The sequence below is a fragment of the Streptomyces sp. NPDC002623 genome (assembly GCF_053592635.1).
In genome coordinates, this window is the sequence record NZ_JBSFWB010000053.1 from 18,213 (window position 1) to 33,865 (window position 15,653).

The window sequence follows — 15,653 nt, forward strand, 5'->3', positions numbered from 1 at the left end:
CCTGGCCAGTAAGGACTCACGCAACGATGCGCGTCAAGAAGATCTTCAACAACAACGTCGTGCTCGGCGTCGATGAGCACGGCGCCGAGACCGTGTTCCTGGGACGAGGGCTCGGTTTCCAGGTCAAGCCCGGCGACGCCGTGAACGTCGGCCTGGTCGAGCGCCAGTTCGTGGCCCAGGCGATGCCCGCCGAGCGCCTCGCCGCCCTGGCCGCCGAGATCCCCCTCGAAGAGATCGCGGTCATGGAAGAGGTCGTCGCCGCCGCACGGGCCCGGCTCGGCGAGAAGATCAGCGAACACGTTCTGCTGCCCCTGGCCGACCACGTCCACTTCGCGCTCGCCCGGGCCCGCGCCGGAGCCTCGATCGAGTACCCGCTGAAGTGGGAGATCGAGAACCTCTATCCGGCAGAGGCCGAGATGGGCACGGTGGCCCTGGACATCATCGAGCGTCGGCTCGGCGTGCGGATGGACGAGACCGAGGCCCTGCCCCTCGCCCTGCACTTCGTCAACGCCCAGATCGGATCCGGCGACATCGCGGCGACCGTGCAGATGACGCAGTGGCTGAGGGTCGCGCTGGAGACGATCGGGGAGGCCTTCGGAGTCACGATCGACCAGCGCTCCCTCGCGGCGGCGCGCTTCGTCACCCATCTGCGCTATCTCTTCCTGCGCGCCCGGGACGGCAAGCAGTCCCCCGAGGTCGGCGACCAGATCGGCGAGGCGGTCAAGAACGCCAGGCCGCTCGAGTACGCCTGCGCCGAGCGACTGGCGCACCGCATGGAGGAACTCTTCGACTGGGAGGTCGGCCGGGAGGAGATCCTCTATCTCGCGCTGCACGTCAGTCGCCTGACAGGACAGTCCGACACGGCGGAGGGCGCCCATGCCGGCGCCTAGCGGCGAGCAGGACGCGCGCGCGATTCTCCGTGGCGTCGGCGGCCGGGAGAACGTCACCCGGCTGACGCACTGCTTCGTCCGGCTCCGGTTCGGGCTGCTCGATCCGGCCGCCGCCGACCTCGATGCTCTGCGGGCGCATCCCCTGGTCGCCTTCGCCGTGTGGCAGGCGGACGAGCTGCACGTCGCGCCCCGGCGCGACCTCTTCCGGCTGTTCGCGGAGCTTCGCGACGAGCTCGGCGACACCGGCGCTCCCTGAAGGCATCCCGTCCGGGCGTGCCGGGTGTCCCCGGCCCGCCCGTTGCAGGGACCTTCCGCGGCAGGCCGGATCCTGCCGCGGACGCGCGTCACCCCCGGCTGTCGGCGGGTGCCAGGACGATGTCGAACCGCACCTGCGTCCAGGTGCCGTCGATGACGCGCCCGTCCGGCGTCGGCGTGCCGGCCGGTCGGCTCTCGAAGGTCTTGACCAGGGACTCCTTGACGCCGAACACCGTGTCGGAGTCGAGCAGCTCGTCGCCCCTGACGAAGATGTGGGTCACGAGCGTCCGGCACCCGGGTGCCTCGACCAGGAAGTGGAGATGCGAGGCCCGCATCGGTGAGCGGCCGGTCGCTTCCAGCATCTTCCCCACGGGGCCGTCGTGCGGGATCGGGTACGGCGTCGGCGTGACGCCCCAGAAGCGGTAGCTCCCGTCGGCGTCGGTGAACAGATGCGCCCGGGCCGCCACCCGGTCGTCGTCGTACTGCACGTCGTAGAAGCCGTCCTCGTCCGCCTCCCAGACCTCGATCTTCGCCCCGGGAATCGGCGTGCCGTCGGCGTCACGGACGGTTCCCTCGACCCAGCACGGCTCGCCGGCGGCCCCGAAGGACATGTCCCCGCCCGGCTCGACCCTGGGCGATCCCTCGACGAAGAAGGGGCCGAAGACCGTGGCCTCGGTGGCGTCGCCGTAGGCCTCGTTGTTGATCGCGATGGTCTGCATCGACGCCCCGAGGGTGTCGGAGAGCAGGATGAACTCCTGACGCTTGTCGTCGGTGAGGTGTCCGACGGCGGTGAGGAACTCGATGCCCTTGTTCCACTCCTCCTCGGTGAGGCGGACGTCGCGCAGGAAGGCGTGGAGGTGCTTGACGACCGCCCGCATCAGCTCCTTCAGACGGGGGTCCCGGCAGGAGTCGAAGGAGCGCTGTACTCGCGCGATCAGTTCCTCCTCGCGGGCCGTCTGCTCCGGCGAGACGTCGCGGGTGGACTGGAGGGTCATGCGGGGTCACTTCCTTCCCAGGCCGCGCGCAGCAGCGCGGTGAGGTTCTCCTCGGTCAACGCAGTGGGGTTGTCGGCGGGCACGGCGTCGAGGATCGGCGCCACCGCCCGGGCGATGCCGTCCTCGGGCATGCCGTAGTCGCGCAGCGCGCGCGGAGCGTCGAGCGTCTCGCGCAGGGCCGCGAGTCCCGCCACCGCGGTCGGGCTCCCGAAACCCTGGGCGATGCGCCGCTCGGCCTCCGGCGCGGCCGGGGCGTTGAAGGCCAGCACGTGCGGCAGCACCACCGCGTGGGTCTGGGCGTGCGGGAGGTTGAACATCCCGCCGAGCACATGACAGATCTTGTGGTGCATCCCCGAGCCTGCCGAGGCGAAGGCGACGGCGGCCAGGTAGGCGCCGTAGAGCGTCTGTTCGCGGCCTTCCAGCCCGGTCGGGTCGGCGGCCACGGCGGGCAGGCCGAGGGCCAGGCCCCGGATGCCCTCCCCCGCCAGTGCCCGGTCGATCGGGTCGGCGCGGGGGGCCCACATGGAGTCGACGCAGTGGGCCAGGGCGTTGAGGCCGCTGGCCACGGACATCTCCACCGGCAGGCTCAGCATCAGCGAGGCGTCGTAGACGACGGAGCGGGGCAGGACGCGTGGGTCGACGCCGGTGGTCTTCACCTCGCCCTCGGTCAGGCCCCAGACGTTCGTCGCCTCCGAACCGGCGTACGTGGTGGGGACCGCGACGATCGGCAGGCCGGTCGTCAGCGCCACCGCCTTGGCCAGGCCGGTCGTCGAACCGCCGCCGACGCACACCAGCGCGTCCACGGCACCCTCCGTCGCGGCCTTCCTGGCGCGGTCGGCCACGTCGACCGGAACATGCATGACGACCTCGTCGTGACGCACCACGACCGGCAGGTCGGCGGCGACGCGATCGGCGAGGGCGGACTCCGACGGCCCGGAGATGAGCATCACCTTGGTCGCCCTCAGTGCGGCCGCTTCGGCCGCTACCGCGGTCGGCGCCTCACCGGGGGCGAAGACGACGCGCTGTGGCAGCGTCTCGTGGGAGAACCGCATGGTTCACGCCTTCCCGAGGATCTGGGCGAGCGCGCCGCGAAGCGCTGCCTCGGGATCGTCGGCGAGGCTCATGGAGCGCCAGGCGACATGTTTGTCGGGCCGGACCAGGATCGCGCCGGACTCCTCGACCTCCCGGAGCTTGGCCCAGTCGTAGTAGAGGTCCGTCACCTCGCGGCCCGGGCCGATCACCACGGTTTCGAGCGGGATCCCGAGGTCCTGCGCGACCTTCTCGGCGGCGCCGCTCCAGTCCTGGCCGGCGATGCCCGTGATGAGCGTCCAGCGGGTGTAGGGCGCCAGGTCCAGCAGGGCGAGCTTGGTGGCGTTGTCGCCGACCCAGGCGTGCGGGATGTGCGCGCCGGGGCTGGTCGACATGACGTGGTAGAGGTCCTCGTCCCGGCTCGGCGCGGGGCGGGTGCCGTCGGAGACGACGGCGGTGGACTCGTAGAACTGGCCCAGCTCGACGCCGTGGGCGTTGAACTCGTAGTTCTTGGTCTCCATCGCCGCCACGAGGGCCGCCCGCTTGGCCGCGCCCTCGGGGGTGTTGGCCTTCCGTTCCTCGATCCGGGCCTGCATCTCGGCCTCGTCCTTCGCGTCGAGGACGCCGAGTGCCTGGAAGATGTCGGCGAACTCGCGGCTCGACTTGTTGGCCCGGGTGACGATCCGTTCGGCGACGGGCGCGCGCTCCGCCGAGTAGGTCTCCAGCAGCGACGGATCGGCCTGTCCGCGCAGCACGGCCGCGAGCTTCCAGGCCAGGTTGTAGGAGTCCTGGATGCTCGTGTTCGACCCCAGGCCGTTGCTCGGCGGGTGGCGGTGGACGGCGTCGCCCGCGCAGAAGACGCGGCCCTTCTGCAGGTGGGTGGCGTACATCTCGTTGTTGCCCCAGAGGCTGGTGCCGGTGATCTCGACTTCCAGATCCGGGATGCCCAGCAGCTGGCGCACGATGCGGACGGCCTCGGCCTCGTCGACCACCGGAGGCTCGGAGCCGATGTCGTAGCCCCACACGATGAGCCACTCGTTCCAGGGGCGGACCATCCGGACCAGGCCGGCGCCGATGCCGCCGACGTTGGCGCCCGGCTGGATCACCCAGTACAGGACGGAGGGCCGGTGCCCGACGTAGGACTCGATCTCGGCCTTGAAGGTGATGTTCATCGAACCGGCGATGTCCATCGCGCCCTCGTAGGGCAGACCGATGTCCTCGGCGACCCGCGAGCGGGCGCCGTCGGCGCCGATGAGGTACTTCGCCCGGATGTCGTACTCCTGGCCGGTGAGCCGGTCGCGCACCTGGACCGTGACGCCCGTGTCGTCCTGGGTGTGCGAGACGTACTCGGTGGAGAAGCGGGTCTGGGTCCCGCGCACGGTGGCGTTCCTGACGAGGATCGGTTCCAGGTAGGTCTGCGGGATGTCGACGGTGAGACAGGGCGAGGCCAGCCGGTAGTCCGCCTCCCGGTCGGGCCGGGTGCCCCAGGTGTGGATGCGGCCGATCTCCTCGCCCGCGATGGAGGTGCAGAAGACGGTGTCACCGACGAGGTCGTGCGCGGTGGCGTCGGCAAGCACCTGGTCCTCGATCCCCATGTCGCGGAAGATCTCCATCGCCCGCTGGTTGGTGATGTGCGCCCGTGGGGTGTTCGCGGTCCACCGGTACTTGGTGATCACGATGTTGTCGATGCCCAGGGCGGACAGGAACAGCGCCGCCGAGGCGCCGGCCGGACCGGAACCGACGATCAGGACGTCCGTCTCCACCTGCGACGATGCCGGAAGTTCGGTCACTCGCTGACCGTCGTTGAAGTCGGGCATGGGGTGTCTCACCTTCTTCTCGCGGTGTTCTGCAGTCAGCGTGCCCGCGGCCCTGTGCCCACCAGGCCGGATGGTGGGGAGGACGGCCGAAATCCGTATGGCTCGGCCGTCTGGCTCGGCCGTTCGGTCGCGCCGCGCGTCCGCTCAGGCGCGCTTCGCGGCCGTACGGCGCAACTCGCCTGCGGTGACGCCGAACCGGGCGTGGAAGGTCTGTGAGAAGTGCGCGGCCGAGTTGAATCCGCACATGGTCGCCACCGTGGCCGTACTCGACACCGCGGCGCCCGGTCCACTCAGCATGCCGTGGGCGAGCTCGAGCCGCCGTCCGAGCACATAGCGCGGAAACGTCGTTCCCGCCTCGGCGAAGACGCGGGTGAGCTGACGGACGCTGATGCCCACCGCGTCGGCGACCTCGGGCGCCGACAGGCGTGGATCACGCAGTCGCTCCTCGATACAGGCGCAGGCGAGCGCGCGGTGGACGATGTGCGGACGGGTGAGGCCGTTGCTCGCGAGCACGGACACGAGGTCCACGATCGTCTGCTCGTCGGGGCGCGTCGCGTCCGCGACGCCGACGGCACGTCCGACCAGGCGGGCGATCGCACGACCGTACGGATTCCGCTCGCTCCTCCGGACGATGACGGGTTCTCCGGGCCTGGGGACACCGGCGGCGTCCGGCAGCGCGTGGCGGTCCACCCGCACCGCCAGTTCGTCCAGACCGTGGCCGAATCCACGGACGAAGTGCCCGTCCGCGTCGCAGACCAGAAGGTCACCGGCGCGGACGAGCTGCCGCCTGCCCGCCTGTTGGAACAGCGAGTCCCCGCGCAGGGAGATGTAGATCGCGACGGAACCCGTGGGCTGCCGTTCGATGAGATCGGCCGGGCGCTCGACGACATGTGCCGTGGTGCGGACCCGAGCCAGGTGAACCCGCCCGAGCTGAAGGTTGTCCTCTCGCGCCCGGAAGTCCGCCCCGCCGGACGTACGGCACTGCAGAGCGATCAGCGCGGCGGCGTTGTGCTCCTCCCAGGCCCGCAGCCGCTCCGCCGACGGCACCTGCGCCGTCGAGAACACGTGCGCCGGGCGGGGCGCTGCTGCTTGGACCGGGTGCATGGTTTCGAGGGTAGGGCCGTGGCGTCGGAGGGTGTAGAGGCCGGTCACGCGAAGAAGGCGATGAAGAACGCGATCAGGACGCAGTGCGGGCGGTCCGCGTCAGAACATCCGGCGAACGACCTCGATCGTCCGGCTCAGATGCGGCTCCGTCCGGTCGGACCGGTGTGCGACGGCGAGGTCGACGGTGGCGGCCGGGCGGACCAGCGGTCGGTAGACGACGCCCGCGAGCGCGAGCGCGGTCACCGGCTCGGGCACGACCGCGACACCGAGTCCGCCGGCCACCAGGGTGACCAGGGTGGAGGTCTCCCCCACCTCGTGCCGGATGTGCGGACCGACGCCGGCGTCCCGGAGCAGCCCGAGCACCACGCCGTACATCACCGAGCGTCGGTCGGCGGAGTGGACGATGAGATCGCAGCGCCCCAGGTCCGCCGCCCGGATATGCTTGCGCCGGGCCAGCGGATGGTCGGCGGGCAGCGCGACCACCAGCCGGTCGCGCCGCAGCGGTGTGACCGCGAGCGACGGGTCGGCGACCGGCGGCCGCAGCAGGGCGATGTCGATCTCGCCCGACCGCAGGGCCTCGACCTGATCGGGCGCGAGCATCTCGCCGCGGAAGGCGAAGTCCACACCGGGCAGCTCGGTCGCGAGCCGGCGGGACAGCGCCGGGAGCAGGCTGTAGGTCGCCGAGCCGACGCAGCCGATCGCGAGGTGGCCGACCGCTCCGGCCGCGACCCGGCGGGCCTCGTGGGCGGCATCGTCGACGTCGGCGAGGATCGCGCGCGCCCGGGCGAGGTAGGCGTGGCCGGCTTCGGTGAGGTCGACCCGCCGGGTGGTGCGGTGCAGCAGCTCGACCCCGAGCTCGGCCTCGAGTTGACGGATCGCCTGGGAGAGCGGCGGCTGCGCCATGTGGAGCCGGTCGGCGGCGCGGCCGAAGTGGCGCTCCTCGGCGACGGCGACGAAGTAGCGGAGGTGACGCAGGTTCACTGTTAAGACTTCCTGCATCTCAATTGGGTCGAATATCGGTCCTTCACCGTATCAAGGTCTACGCTTAGCGTGGGCGGCATGACTGCTTTCGTCTACGCCGCGGCCCGTACGCCGTTCGGGCGTTTCAACGGCGCCCTCAGCGGAGTCCGCCCCGACGATCTCGCCGCGTCCGCGATCGACGGCGTGCTCGCGAAGACGCCCGGTCTCGACCCCGCCGCGATCGGGGAGATCGTGTGGGGCAACGCCAACCAGGCGGGTGAGGACAACCGGAACGTCGGCCGGATGGCCGCCCTGCTGGCCGGGCTGCCCGTCTCCGTGCCCGCCACGACGGTCAACCGGCTGTGCGGCTCGTCGCTCGACGCCGCGATCATCGGGTCGCGGACCATCGAGGTGGGAGACGCCGACGTCGTGCTGGTCGGTGGAGTGGAGTCGATGACCCGGGCCCCTTGGGTGCTCCCGAAGCCCGACCGCGCCTTCCCCGCCGGCAACGCCACCGCGGTCTCCACCACGCTGGGCTGGCGACTGGTGAACCCCCGGATGCCGGCGGAGTGGACGGTCTCGCTGGGCGAGTGCAACGAGCAGCTGCGGGAGCGGTTCGGGATCGCGCGCGAGCGGCAGGACGAGTTCGCCGTCCGCTCCCACCGGCTGGCCGCTGCGGCCTGGGACAAGGGCTTCTACGACGACCTGGTCGTGCCGGTCGACGGTGCCGAACTCGCCCGCGACGAGGGCATCCGGGCCGACTCCACCGCGGAGAAGCTGGCCGCGCTGAAGCCGTCGTTCCGCGAGGACGGCACGATCACCGCGGGCAACGCCTCGCCGCTCAACGACGGCGCATCCGCCGTGCTGCTGGGCTCCGAGGCGGCGGCGGACGTCATCGGCCTGGCGCCGCTGGCCAGAATCGCGGGCCGGGGCGCCTCCGCGCTGGAGCCGCAGGCGTTCGGATTCGCGCCGGTCGAGGCCGCCGAGCGTGCGCTCGCGCGAGCCGGCATCGGGTGGGACCAGGTCGGCGCGGTGGAGCTGAACGAGGCGTTCGCCGTGCAGTCCCTCGCCTGTGTGGACGCCTGGGGCATCGACCCCGACATCGTGAACGTGAAGGGCGGCGCCATCGCGATCGGCCACCCCCTCGGCGCGTCCGGCGCCCGCCTCCTCGGGACGCTCGCGAAGGTGCTGGCCGAACGCGGCGAGCGGTACGGCGTGGCGGCGATCTGCATCGGCGTCGGGCAGGCGCTCGCGGTCGTGCTGGAGAACGTGGAGGCCGGTCGATGAGCCGGGCCGAGGTGCTCGAGTCCGTCGACGAGGCGGTGGCCGGGATCGAGGACGGCAGCACCGTCCTGGTGGGCGGCTTCGGTCTGGCCGGCATGCCCTTCGACCTCGTCGACGGGCTCATCCGGCAGGGCGCGAAGGACCTGACGGTCGTCAGCAACAACGCCGGCAACGGGGAGGTCGGCCTGGCGGCGCTGCTCAAGGCCGGGCGGGTGCGGAAGGTGGTCTGCTCCTTCCCCCGGCAGAGCGACTCGTACGTCTTCGACGAGCTGTACCGCGCCGGCAAGGTCGAACTCGAAGTCGTCCCGCAGGGCAATCTGGCCGAGCGGTTGCGCGCGGCCGGTGCGGGCATCGGCGCGTTCTACTGCCCGACGGCCGTGGGCACGCCGCTGGCCGAGGGCAAGGAGGTCCGCACCATCGACGGGCGCGACCACGTGCTGGAGTACCCGATCAGGGGCGATGTCGCCCTCATCGGCGCCCACCGCGCCGACGGGATGGGCAACCTCGTCTACCGGAAGACCGCGCGCAACTTCGGTCCGGTCATGGCTACGGCCGCCGCCCTGACGATCGTCCAGGTCGCCGAGGTCGTGCCCGTCGGCTCCCTCGACCCCGAGGCCGTCGTGACACCGGGCATCTACGTCGACCGGATCGTGCCGGTCCAGCCCCGCCGGTACACCTCCGAAGGAGCCCGCTGATGGCACTCACCCCCGACGAGCTCGCCGCCGTCGTCGCCCGCGACATCCCTTCCGGTTCCTACGTCAATCTGGGCATCGGCCATCCGACCAAGGTGGCCGACCATCTGCCGGAGGGCTCCGGCATCGTCCTGCACACCGAGAACGGCATGCTCAACATGGGCCGCGCCGCCGTCGGCGACGAGATCGATCCGGACCTGACCAACGCCGGCAAGGTGCCGGTGACCGAGCTGCCGGGCGCGTCGTACTTCCACCACGCCGACTCCTTCGCGATGATGCGCGGCGGCCATCTCGACGTGTGTGTGCTCGGCGCCTACCAGGTCGCCTTCAACGGGGACCTGGCCAACTGGCACACCGGCCGCCCCGACGACATCCCGGCCGTGGGCGGCGCGATGGACCTGGCCATCGGCGCCAAGGACGTCTACGTGATGATGACGCTCTTCGCCAAGAACGGCTCCCCCAAGCTGGTGCCGGCCTGCACCTACCCGCTCACCGGACAGGCCTGCGTGAGCCGGGTCTACACCGACCACGGGATCTTCGACCTCGCGGGCGGCGAGGTGAAGATCCTGGAGACCTACGGCACCACGGCCGAGGACCTGTCGGCCCGCCTCGGTCTCTAGGACGCCGGTCCGGCATGCGAACTCCTCGGCCCAGGCGGCTCCCATCTCCTCGCCGACCAGTTGGTCCAGCGGTCGCGGGGCGAACCCGCCGTCCGGGGTGAACCAGCCGGGGCGCGGTCAGGGAAGGAAAGGCCGGGCCCAGTCCGCGAACCGTTGCCCCCACTCCGCCTGCGCCACCGCGAGGACGGCGTCGGGGTCCTTCGCCACGGGCAGCCCGAAGTGCTGGTCGAGCCAGGCCGCATACGCGTCGTGACCGTCGCTGTGGGGCTCGTCTTCGTCGCGGTAGAAGTACGCCCGCTCCCAGTCGACGGTGATCTCCGCGTCGAAACCGAGAAGCTGGAACAGCTCCCGCACATGGCGGGCCACGACATGCTGACCGCCCTCGTCGCCGAAGACGACCACGGGCAGGGTGCCCTGATCGGTCCGGTCGTCGATCTTCCAGAGCGCGTAGAACGAGCCGCCGCCGGTGGCCTGCGCGAAGGGAATCAGCCGGTCGGTGAATTCCGGGTCGTCCGACCAGCCCGCCACCAGACCGGAGAGGTCCCCGTATCCCGTGAGACCGAATCCGTCGGCGAAATTCTCGTAGCCGATCCTGTCCTGCAGGTCCTTCAGCAGGTTGAGTTCCGCGATGGGCGAGTATTTAATATCCATGGCGTCTCCGAGTAAAGTAAGAGAAGGGGAGGAAAATCGTGTCGGACAGTTTTATGGTGGCGACCCGCATTCCCATGTCACGGGCAGGGTTCGAGGCCTGGCTGAGCACGCCGATACCGGACCTGAGCAGGATCGTGAACCCTGCCGACATGTTCGACGGTTGGTTGTGGGACGGCCGTCGCGCGGACACCGAGTGGAACCCCCTCGGCACGGGAATGACGCCCCGCGAGTTCTTCGTGGAACGGATCGCGGATTCCTACGACGGTAAAACCCCGGACTGTGTTGTGCTGTACCGGGACGGAGCGCTGGAGGCATATCTGTTCCACCTCGGTTATCGCGAGTGGAGTGTCCATACCGCCTTGCTCATGTTCGCCGCCGCCGGGGAGTTCAAGTCCGAGTCCGCCGAGGACACCGTGCTGTTCTGGGCGGAGACCGGTGCCAACCTCTGGCCCGCCGACGCCACCGGATGGCTGGCGGTGCTGTCCGTCGACAAGAGCGAGGCACGGTTCGTCGACGCGCGGGACCTGACCGAGGCGGTGGCGGGCCTGCGGCCGGCCGAGAGCCGGTTCTTCGAGATGCTCCAGAGCGCTACCCCCTGTGGCCCGGCCTTCCTCGATCCCTCGGTGCTGGAACAGCCCGCCGTCAATGACGAGCGACGGCGGCTCACCCGGCCGTGAGCGGCCGGACCGGAGTGCCGGAGAGGAAGGCCGTGATGTCTTCCACCGTCTGCGTGTAGAAGGTGCGGTAGTTCTGCTCGGTGACATAGCCGAGGTGCGGGGTCGCGAGCACGTTCGGCAGGGAGCGCAGGGGGTCGTCGGCGGGAAGCGGCTCGGTGTCGAAGACGTCGAGCCCCGCCCCGGCGATCCAGCCCTCGCGCAGAGCGCGCAGCAGTGCCGTTCGGTCGACGATGGCGGCGCGGGAGGTGTTGACCAGGTAGGCGTGCCGACGCATAGCGCGCAGTTCCGGTTCGCCCAGCAGGCCCCGGGTGCGGTCGGACAGCACCAGGTGGACGGAGACGAAGTCGCTGCGCCGCAGCAAGTCCTCCTTGCCGGCGGCCGGTTCGACCCCTGCGTCGGCCGCTCGCTCGGCGGTGAGGTGCTCGCTCCAGGCGAGGACCTCCATGCCGAAGGCGGTGGCGACGCCGGCGACCCGGGTGCCGATCTTCCCGAGTCCGAGCAGGCCCAGGGTCCGGCCGTGCAGGTCCTGGCCGACGGTGGACTGCCAGGGGCCGCCTGCGCGCAGCGCCCGGTTCTCGGCTGTGACGTGCCGGGCCAGACCCAGGAGGAGCGCCCAGGTCAGCTCTACGGGCGGGGTGGAACTGCTCGCCGTGCCGCAGACGGTCACGCCCTGGGCGGCCGCCGCGGCGAGATCGATGGAGGCGTTGCGCATGCCGGTGGTCACCAGCAGGCGCAGCCGGGGCAGGCGGCGCAGAAGATCGGCGTCGAAGGGGGTGCGCTCGCGCATGGCCACGACGATCTCGCAGTCGGCGAGTTCGGCCACGAGCTTGTCCCGGTCGGCGATGTGTTCGCGCAGGGTGCGCACCTCGACCCGGTCCGCGAGGCGGCTCCAGTCCGCCAGGGTGAGGGCGGCGCCCTGGTAGTCGTCCAGCACGGCGCAGTGGAGAGTCATGCGGGCAATTCTGCCTTTCATCGGTCCGCACGCCGGGTGCGGGGGAGGTTCCGCAGGGCGGCGCCGATGAGGGCGATGCCCTCCTCGATCTCGTGGGCGGGGCCGGCGGCGTAGCCGAGCACCAGGCCTGGCGGGCCGGGGCTGATCCGGTGCCAGGACAGCGGGTGCGCCTTGACGCCCTGCGCGAGGGCGGCCGAGGCGAGGTCGGTGTCGCGGAAGCCGCCGCGCGGGTCGTCGAAGGTGACCATCAGGTGCAGGCCGGCGGCCGCCCCGTGGACGCGGGCGCCGGGCAGGTGCGCCTCGACGGCCCGCAGCATCGCGTCCCGGCGTCGGCGGTGGCGCAGCCGGACATGGCGCAGGTGCCGTTCCAGTTCCCCGGAGTCCATCAGCCGGGCGAGGACCAGCTGGGTGAGGATGCCGTTCCCGAGGTCGGCGTACCGTTTGGCGGTCACGGCGGCGTCCAGTCGCCCCGGTGGTACGAGGAGCCAGCCGACCCGCAGCGCGGGAGCGAGCAGTTTGGACACACTGCCCGCGTAGCAGACGCCCTCGGGCAGCAGCGAGCGCAGCGCCGGAACCGGCGGCCGGTCGTAGCGGTGCTCCGCGTCGTAGTCGTCCTCGATGACCACCCCGCCCTCGGCCGCCCAGCTCAGCAGTCGGCGACGGCGTTCCCCGTCGAGGACGACACCGGTGGGGAACTGATGGGCCGGAGTCAGCAGCACCGCACGGGCGCCACTGGCACGCAACGCCGCGATGTCCAGGCCGCCGGCGTCCACGGGGACGGGGACGGTCGTATGGCCGCCGTACTCCAACTGCTGGCGCGCTCCGAGGGATCCGGGGTCCTCGACGGCGATACGGCTGATCCCGTCCGCCCGCAGGAGCTGCCCGAGCAGACCGAGGGCCTGTGCCACACCCGCGACGACCACCACCTCGTCCGGGTCGGCGCGGATGCCGCGGTTGCGCGCCAGCCAGCCGACCACGGCCCGTCTGAGCGCGAGGGCGCCCCGAGGATCGCCGTAGCCGAAGTCGGCCGGGGTGACCCCGGCGAGGACGGCACGCTCGGCGCGCAGCCACTCGGTGCGGGGGAAGGCGGCGAGGTCGGGGACGCCCGGCGAGAGATCGATCCGGCAGGGCAGGGCGCGCAGCGCGTCGACCACGCCTTCGCGGTCGTCCGAGCCGAAGAACGCCGGCCCGGTCTCCGTCGCGCCCGGGGCGCGTTCGCGGGGCGCGGCGGGAGCCGCCACGACCACGGTTCCGAGCCGGCCGCGACCGGCGATCTGACCGGACTCGGCCAGCCGCCGGTAGGCCTCGGTGACCACACCACGGGTGACCTGCAGCTCTTCGGCGAGCACCCGGCTGGCGGGCAGCCGTGTTCCGATGGGCAGCCGGCCGTCGGCGATGGCCGACCGCAGCCGGTCGGCGAGCCAGGCGGTACGCCCGCCGGACGGTGCCTGGCCGATGTCCAACTGGAGGAAGTCCGAGCCGACCCCCGCGACGGAGGCCGGGTCGAACGCCGGGTCGGACGCCGGGGTCGCCTTCGCGTCCGGCCTTTTGGACCCCTTGACCGATAGCTCTGTGGACCTGCCCATGGCGTCCATTGTGACGGCAGGGTGGACGGCATGGACACACCTTCCACTCGGTTCGCCCAGCTCATCCCGGGAATGGTCGGGATGGTGCTCGTCGGCAGCAGCGTCTCGGTCTCGCACTCGCTCGTCGACGCCCCGCTGCTCACCGCCCAGGCCGTCCGGTACGCGGCCGCGACCGTGATCCTCCTGGTCGTCGCCCGGTTCGCCGGTGCTCGCCTGGTGTGGCCGCGCGGACGGGAGTGGCTGTGGCTGACCGGGCTCGCGGTCACCGGTCTGGTGCTGTTCAACGTGGCCGTGGTCCGGGGCGTCGCGCATGCGGAGCCCGCGGTGGTCGCCGTCGCGGTGGCGTGTGTGCCCCTGGTTCTCGGGGTGGTGGGCCCGCTGCTGGAGGGACGCAGGCCTAGCCGGCAGGTCCTGCTGGCGGCGCCGGTCGTGATGACGGGCGCGGTGCTGGTGGAGGGAACCGGTCGTACCGATGCCGTGGGGGTTGCCTGGGCGGCGCTCACGCTGGCCTGCGAGGCCGCGTTCACGCTGCTCGCGGTGCCGGTGCTGCCCCGGCACACCCCGTGGGGGGTGTCCGTGCACGCGACATGGCTGGGCGGTCTGCTGCTGGCCGTGCTCGGCGTCACGCGGGAAGGGCCTTCGGCCGTACGGCAGTTGTCCGGGGTCCAGTGGGCGGCCGTCGGCTACCTGGCGCTGATGGTGACGGCGGTCGCCTTCGTCCTGTGGTACTCGACGGTCCGCTCCGTCGGGGCGGGGCGAGCGGGGCTGCTGACCGGCATCGCGCCCCTGGCCGCGGCGGCCGTCGGTGCCGTCTCGGGCGTCGGTGTGCCGGGGCCGTGGGTATGGCTGGGCATCGCCGTGGTGATCGCAGGTCTGGTCGGTGGCCTGCGGCAACGAGACGTGTCTGCCGAAACGATCGCGGACGTCGACCGCACGGCCCAGGCGGATCCCCCGCCCGCCGCGGTGCGCTCGAGGTAGCGCCGGCCGGTCGGCGGCCCACTGCACTCGCATCCGCCGCGCGTTCCGACGACGTCTACGGCGTGCTGGGCAGCCGGACCGTGACGAGGAGGCCGCCGGCGGGGCGGGGGGCGAGGGCGAGGGTCCCGTCGTGGGCGCGGACGACGCTGTGCACGATGGCCAGGCCGAGGCCGGCGCCGGCGTGCTCGTCGGTGCGTACGCGTTCGGTGCCGCGCCGGAAGGGTTCGGTGAGGGTCGGTACCAGTTCCGGCGGGAGCCGACGGCCCGTGTTCTCGACCCGCAGCACGCTCATGTCGCCGTGCGCCTCGGTGTGGACGGTCACGGTGCCGCCGGCGGGGAGGTTGTGGACGATGGCGTTCTGGACGAGGTTCGTCACCACTCGCAGCAGCAACTCCGCGGAGCCGCTGGTCCGGGCCGCTCCGCCGGTGACGTCGAGGGTGATCCGGCGCTGTTCGGCGAGGGGGAGCAGCGTTTCGGCGGCTTCCTCGGCGACGAGGGAGAGGTCGACGCTCTCGCGGGCGAAGTCTGCGCGGTCGCCGCGGCTGAGCAGCAGAAGGGCCTCGGTGAGGTCGATCGCCCGGGTGTTGACAGCGTGCAGGCGTTCGATGAGTTCGCCCCGGTCCCGCGTGGGGTCCTTGCGGGCGACGTCGAGGAGCGTGCGCGAGATCGCCAGCGGGGTGCGCAGCTCGTGGGAGGCGTTCGCGGCGAACCTCTGCTGCTCGGCGACGTGCGATTCGAGTTGGTCGAGCATCGAGTCGAACGTGTCGGAGAGTTCCCGGAATTCGTCCTGGCGGCCCTTCATACGGATCCGATGGGACAGCGATCCGTTCCCGGCCCGCCGTGCCGCGTCCGCGATCCGGGTGAGGGGGGCGAGCATCCGGCCGGCCAGGATCCATCCTCCCAGCAGGCCGAACACGAGGAGGAAGGCCAGTGCCGTGGCCGCAGCGGGGGCGAAGCCGCGCAGGAGGTCGGAGCGGTTGGGCCCGACGATGATCACGGCGCCGTACCGCTCCTGGAGGGCCCTGGGGTCGTCGGTCGGCAGCCAGCGCAGCACGAACACCCACATGACGGCCAGCAGGAGAGTGCCGGCGACGAAGAGGAATCCGGCATAGCTGAGGGTGAGCTTGAGCCGGGCGCTGCGCCCTGCGCGTCTGCCCATGAGG

16 protein-coding genes are annotated in these 15,653 nt (G+C 71.6%); 7 read left to right on the forward strand and 9 right to left on the reverse strand.

The features are described 5' to 3' along the window. Positions 1-26 precede the first annotated feature (26 nt). Positions 27-890 carry a PRD domain-containing protein gene (locus tag ACWD4O_RS44710; RefSeq protein WP_451288806.1) on the forward strand — a complete coding sequence of 288 codons (864 nt, stop codon included), beginning with the start codon at positions 27-29 and terminating at the stop codon, positions 888-890. Continuing rightward, positions 877-1,146, forward strand: coding sequence for a PTS transporter subunit EIIB (locus ACWD4O_RS44715; protein ID WP_451288807.1), 270 nt, complete (start codon positions 877-879; stop codon positions 1,144-1,146). The genes ACWD4O_RS44710 and ACWD4O_RS44715 overlap by 14 nt, the downstream gene beginning before the upstream one ends. Positions 1,147-1,234: 88 nt before the next feature. On the opposite strand, the gene ACWD4O_RS44720 is transcribed toward ACWD4O_RS44715, so the two are convergent. The 5 genes from ACWD4O_RS44720 to ACWD4O_RS44740 form a co-directional block, all read right to left on the reverse strand. Continuing rightward, entirely contained in the window at positions 1,235-2,140 is a 906-nt protein-coding gene (locus ACWD4O_RS44720; protein WP_451288808.1) for an intradiol ring-cleavage dioxygenase, read from the reverse strand. Further along, positions 2,137-3,192, reverse strand: a complete 1,056-nt coding sequence (locus ACWD4O_RS44725) for a maleylacetate reductase (RefSeq protein ID WP_451288809.1) — start codon at positions 3,190-3,192, stop codon at positions 2,137-2,139. The genes ACWD4O_RS44720 and ACWD4O_RS44725 overlap by 4 nt, the downstream gene beginning before the upstream one ends. A gap of 3 nt (positions 3,193-3,195) precedes the next feature. Continuing rightward, on the reverse strand, positions 3,196-4,986 hold the full coding sequence (locus tag ACWD4O_RS44730) for an FAD-dependent oxidoreductase (protein ID WP_451288810.1): 1,791 nt from the start codon (positions 4,984-4,986) through the stop codon (positions 3,196-3,198). A gap of 144 nt (positions 4,987-5,130) precedes the next feature. After that, complete coding sequence (locus ACWD4O_RS44735) at positions 5,131-6,090, reverse strand: helix-turn-helix domain-containing protein (protein ID WP_451288811.1); 960 nt, start codon at positions 6,088-6,090, stop codon at positions 5,131-5,133. A gap of 99 nt (positions 6,091-6,189) precedes the next feature. Further along, positions 6,190-7,071, reverse strand: coding sequence for a LysR substrate-binding domain-containing protein (locus tag ACWD4O_RS44740; RefSeq protein WP_451288812.1), 882 nt, complete (start codon positions 7,069-7,071; stop codon positions 6,190-6,192). 78 nt (positions 7,072-7,149) lie between these two features. On the opposite strand from ACWD4O_RS44740, the gene ACWD4O_RS44745 reads away from it, so the two are divergent. Genes ACWD4O_RS44745 through ACWD4O_RS44755 form a run of 3 tightly spaced genes read left to right on the forward strand, consistent with a single transcriptional unit; the run spans position 7,150 to position 9,646 of the window. Further along, the gene (locus ACWD4O_RS44745; RefSeq protein WP_451288813.1) at positions 7,150-8,337 is read left to right on the forward strand and encodes a thiolase family protein; all 1,188 of its coding nucleotides are present in this window, start codon (positions 7,150-7,152) and stop codon (positions 8,335-8,337) included. Beyond that, the gene (locus ACWD4O_RS44750; RefSeq protein WP_451288814.1) at positions 8,334-9,029 is read left to right on the forward strand and encodes a 3-oxoacid CoA-transferase subunit A; all 696 of its coding nucleotides are present in this window, start codon (positions 8,334-8,336) and stop codon (positions 9,027-9,029) included. Before ACWD4O_RS44745 ends, ACWD4O_RS44750 begins: the two co-directional genes overlap by 4 nt. Then, the gene (locus ACWD4O_RS44755) at positions 9,029-9,646 is read left to right on the forward strand and encodes a 3-oxoacid CoA-transferase subunit B (protein ID WP_451288815.1); all 618 of its coding nucleotides are present in this window, start codon (positions 9,029-9,031) and stop codon (positions 9,644-9,646) included. The genes ACWD4O_RS44750 and ACWD4O_RS44755 overlap by 1 nt, the downstream gene beginning before the upstream one ends. 117 nt (positions 9,647-9,763) lie before the next feature. Here ACWD4O_RS44755 and ACWD4O_RS44760 read toward each other — a convergent pair whose 3' ends face one another. Beyond that, the gene (locus ACWD4O_RS44760; protein ID WP_451288816.1) at positions 9,764-10,297 is read right to left on the reverse strand and encodes a hypothetical protein; all 534 of its coding nucleotides are present in this window, start codon (positions 10,295-10,297) and stop codon (positions 9,764-9,766) included. A 149-nt stretch (positions 10,298-10,446) separates the two neighbouring features. On the opposite strand from ACWD4O_RS44760, the gene ACWD4O_RS44765 reads away from it, so the two are divergent. Further along, positions 10,447-10,974, forward strand: a complete 528-nt coding sequence (locus tag ACWD4O_RS44765) for a hypothetical protein (protein ID WP_451288817.1) — start codon at positions 10,447-10,449, stop codon at positions 10,972-10,974. Here ACWD4O_RS44765 and ACWD4O_RS44770 read toward each other — a convergent pair. After that, entirely contained in the window at positions 10,961-11,926 is a 966-nt protein-coding gene (locus ACWD4O_RS44770) for a D-2-hydroxyacid dehydrogenase family protein (protein ID WP_451288818.1), read from the reverse strand. The genes ACWD4O_RS44765 and ACWD4O_RS44770 overlap by 14 nt on opposite strands. A gap of 17 nt (positions 11,927-11,943) precedes the next feature. After that, entirely contained in the window at positions 11,944-13,521 is a 1,578-nt protein-coding gene (pdxR, locus tag ACWD4O_RS44775) for a MocR-like pyridoxine biosynthesis transcription factor PdxR (RefSeq protein ID WP_451288819.1), read from the reverse strand. A gap of 21 nt (positions 13,522-13,542) precedes the next feature. Between pdxR and ACWD4O_RS44780 the strand changes: the two genes are divergently transcribed. After that, positions 13,543-14,490 carry a DMT family transporter gene (locus ACWD4O_RS44780; protein WP_451288820.1) on the forward strand — a complete coding sequence of 316 codons (948 nt, stop codon included), beginning with the start codon at positions 13,543-13,545 and terminating at the stop codon, positions 14,488-14,490. Positions 14,491-14,545: 55 nt separating this feature from the next. Here the strand turns inward: ACWD4O_RS44780 and ACWD4O_RS44785 are convergent, their stop codons facing one another. Next, on the reverse strand, positions 14,546-15,649 hold the full coding sequence (locus tag ACWD4O_RS44785; RefSeq protein WP_451288821.1) for a sensor histidine kinase: 1,104 nt from the start codon (positions 15,647-15,649) through the stop codon (positions 14,546-14,548). Between the last annotated feature and the right edge of the window lie 4 nt (positions 15,650-15,653).